The sequence below is a fragment of the Hydrogenimonas sp. genome, assembly GCF_029932565.1.
Taxonomy (GTDB): domain Bacteria; phylum Campylobacterota; class Campylobacteria; order Campylobacterales; family Hydrogenimonadaceae; genus Hydrogenimonas.
Window position 1 is genome coordinate 1 of sequence record NZ_JAOZPV010000119.1, and the last position, 3,368, is coordinate 3,368.

Consider the following 3,368-nt stretch of genomic DNA (forward strand, 5'->3'; position numbering starts at 1 on the left):
ACACGAACACAGGACCTTCCAACGTATTATCGCATCAATGGTTCATTTTATATGATAAAAACCGATCTTTTGGTTAAGGAAAAGCGATTTTTTCTGGATAAAAACATCTATGCATATCTTATGAGTCAAGAACATTCAGTTGATATAGACACAGAACTTGATTATATTCTGGCAACGACGTTGTTACAATTAAGGAGGAAAAGAGATGCCTGAGCATATTGTAAAAAAAGAGGAAAAAGTCAATTACAATGCAAACGAAATTGTTTTCTCAAAAAAATGGGAAAGCTACCGGGGAGAGGACTATTTCGACTACCGCAGACGATGGTCCGAGTATCCACAAAAACACATTACTTCCGATTTCCCTCTTCATCTCGATATCGAAACGACGGATCTATGCAATCTGAAGTGTCCCATGTGCTCCAGAACGATCTTTGATCAAAGCAAAATGGTGCAAAAACATCGATACATTACGAAAGACGAGTATATTGACATTATCGATCAAGCGATCGAACATGGGGTTAAAAGCATCAAGCTGCAGTATCTTGGTGAGCCACTGATGCATAAAGATATCGCCTTTCAGGTCGAATATGCCAAGAAAAAAGGAGTGATCGATGTCATGATCAACACCAATGCGGTTCTATTGACGGAAGAGATGTCAAAAAAGATACTCGATGCTGGTATTGACAAAGTTTTCGTTTCCTTCGATGCCGTTAATCCAAAACTTTATGAACAGCAACGCGTTGGTACGACAATCGGCAAAGTGATCGACAATGTCTACGGTTTCATCAAACTGCGAGACCAATTTTACCCACAAACACACATTCGGCTTTCGATGGTCATGTACGAAGGAGAAGTGTGGAAACAACAATTCGAAGCGATGAAAATTATGTGGGATGGATTGGTGGATTCATTGGGTTACGGAATTTTCAACGAACGCCATCCGGATAAAAAACATGAATATGAAAAAGTCGACGGTTTCAGTTGCGAACAACTTTTTCAGCGCATGTTTCTCAAATGCAACGGAAATGTAACCGTATGCTGTGTGGATGCCGAAGACGAGTATGTCATAGGCAATTGGCGGGAGGAGAAACTGTATGATCTATGGCATAAAGAAAAGTACAATAAAATCAGAGAACTGCATAAAAATGGCAACTATGATCAAATTGCCATCTGTAGAAAATGCTTTTTACCGGATCTGTATAAAAAAACCTATAAAAATTAATCGATTATTGTCGTTACATCGTAAAACGATTTCTTCAATAGTTTCGATGGGTCGACCACACGGAGCAGAGTGATAATTTTCTGTATTGTCGCTTCACCTTCATAGGGGTTCTTGATATGTGGCAGGCTTTGTTGAAAAGGAGGAGAGTACAGTCTCAACAACGCCTCTGATATCGCCTCCTTTGTCGGCTTGCACTCAATAACACTCTCGGCTTTGATGCGCCCTTTTTGACGATTGCCGATATCGATTGTTCCGATTTTAAAGCTGGGTGCCTCCAGAATGCCACTGGAACTATTGCCGACAACAGCATCCACAAACTGCATAACAGAGAGGTAGCGTAACTGTCCCATCGACGTAAATGCAATGGTGCGGCCAGGGTTTTTGCCGACATATCGATCTATCATTGCATTGATTGCTCTGCCCTCGGCATCAGCATTGGCTTTGGTAAAAATGATGTGTGTTTCTTCCAATTCATCGAGTGCATCCAGAAGCGCCTGGAATTGTTCTATCGCAGCACCATACTCAAGGGTGGTTGGATGAAAAGTAACCAAAAGATTTTTGGGGCCAAAATGAAAATCAAGTGTAGCTTCGAGTGCAACTCGATCAAGTAGTTGCATTTGTGAGATAATATCGACACCGATCGCTCCGACATTGAAAACACTATCGGGAGATTCCCCCATCTGAATGACACGCTTACGATACACTTCATTTGCTGTAAAGTGCAAATGACTCATTTTGGTAATGGCATGACGCAATACATCGTCGATTGCCCCTTCTGTTGTCTCTCCACCATGCAGGTGAGCAATTGCGATACCATGTCCAACCGAAGCAGCAGCTGCCGCAAAAATTTCGAACCGATCACCTAAAATCAGCAATATATCTGGTAGCAGTTCGCTATAGGCATCGGCGAAGCCCAGCATTGCAACACCCATCGACTTGGTCATACCGATGGGTGTATCAGATGAAAGAAGTATTTCAACTCGCTTGTCGATTGCAAACTCTTTTTCAACCTCTTTGACCGTAAGGCCAAACTCTGGTGAAAGATGCATGCCTGTCACAATGAGCTGCAGTTGAAATCCTTTCTCTTTTTGAATCGCATGCATCAATGGTCTAAGCAATCCATATTCGGCTCGGGTTCCGGTAACAACACAGATTTTTTTCATATCAGCTCATCCTCATCATAGTCTCGAGCCGCTTGCATCCCAAGCACCTCATCCCAATGCATGGGACTGATACCTGTGCCAGGACGTTTGACCGCCAGGTTCTCTTCAGTGAATCGCTCCCCTTTTCGGATGGGACGGGCAGCCACGATCGACTTGCGGGCTACGGAAATATTGGGCTGCTCACTGGGAGAGGCTTTTTTTATACCATCTCCCAGTGCCTTTTCGATATTACGAATGGTGCGAACCATTAACGCCAGCTCATCGGGCTCCAACGACGCTTTATGGTCGGGTCCCTCCATTGTTCGGTTTAGGGTGAAATGTTTTTCGATTACCCTCGCGCCCATCGCCACGGCGGCAATGGGTACTTCAATGCCAAGGGTATGGTCACTGTAGCCCACATTACACCCAAAAGCGCATGCGATAGTTTGCATTGCTTTGAGATTGACATCTTCCATCGGGGTCGGATACATCGTATTGGCATGCAGAATTGTGATTTTCTCTTTGGGAGTACCGGCGGTAGTAAGTATATCAAGTGCATCTTCGATTTCGCCGATATCGGCCATCCCTGTCGAGAGAATGATCTGTCTTCCCAGAGAACCAATATGACGCAGATAGGGAAGATTGGTGATCTCTCCGCTAGGGATTTTGAAGATTTCGAGGCCAAGATCATGCAGGAGTTCTATACTCTCGTGATCGAATGGTGTCGAGAGGAACATGATCTCTTTTGTTTTGCAATAGGCGATCAATTCTTTGTGGGTATCAACATCGAGTTCAAGCTTTTTTATCATCTCGTACTGCGATTCGGAAGCGTCAGTCGTATTCATCTGATAAGCCGCTTTCTTTGCCGTCTTAGAGACCAATTTTTCTGCCTTGAAAGTTTGAAACTTCACGGCATCTGCGCCAGCGTCTGCCGCAACATCGATCAGCTTTTCCGCCAGTTCGATCGAACCATTGTGGTTCACTCCCGCTTCGGCGATGATAAA

The 3,368-nt window shown here is 44.0% G+C and carries 3 protein-coding genes and 1 pseudogene; 2 read left to right on the forward strand and 2 right to left on the reverse strand.

The window, feature by feature from the left end; translation table 11 throughout:
* Both Q1K24_RS09590 and Q1K24_RS09595 read left to right on the forward strand, forming a co-directional pair.
* A pseudogene (locus Q1K24_RS09590) lies at positions 1 to 213 on the forward strand (acylneuraminate cytidylyltransferase family protein); the annotation flags it as partial.
* Positions 206 to 1,222 carry a radical SAM protein gene (locus tag Q1K24_RS09595; protein ID WP_300369462.1) on the forward strand — a complete coding sequence of 339 codons (1,017 nt, stop codon included), beginning with the start codon at positions 206 to 208 and terminating at the stop codon, positions 1,220 to 1,222. The pseudogene Q1K24_RS09590 and the gene Q1K24_RS09595, both read left to right, overlap by 8 nt.
* On the opposite strand, the gene neuC is transcribed toward Q1K24_RS09595, so the two are convergent.
* Together neuC and neuB are read right to left on the reverse strand one after the other, a co-directional pair.
* The gene (gene neuC / locus Q1K24_RS09600; protein ID WP_300369465.1) at positions 1,219 to 2,385 is read right to left on the reverse strand and encodes a UDP-N-acetylglucosamine 2-epimerase; all 1,167 of its coding nucleotides are present in this window, start codon (positions 2,383 to 2,385) and stop codon (positions 1,219 to 1,221) included. The two genes, Q1K24_RS09595 and neuC, sit on opposite strands and share 4 nt — an antisense overlap.
* A complete protein-coding gene (neuB, locus tag Q1K24_RS09605) occupies positions 2,382 to 3,365 on the reverse strand; it encodes an N-acetylneuraminate synthase (RefSeq protein ID WP_300369468.1) in 984 nt (327 codons plus the stop codon). Before neuB ends, neuC begins: the two co-directional genes overlap by 4 nt.
* Positions 3,366 to 3,368 lie beyond the last annotated feature (3 nt).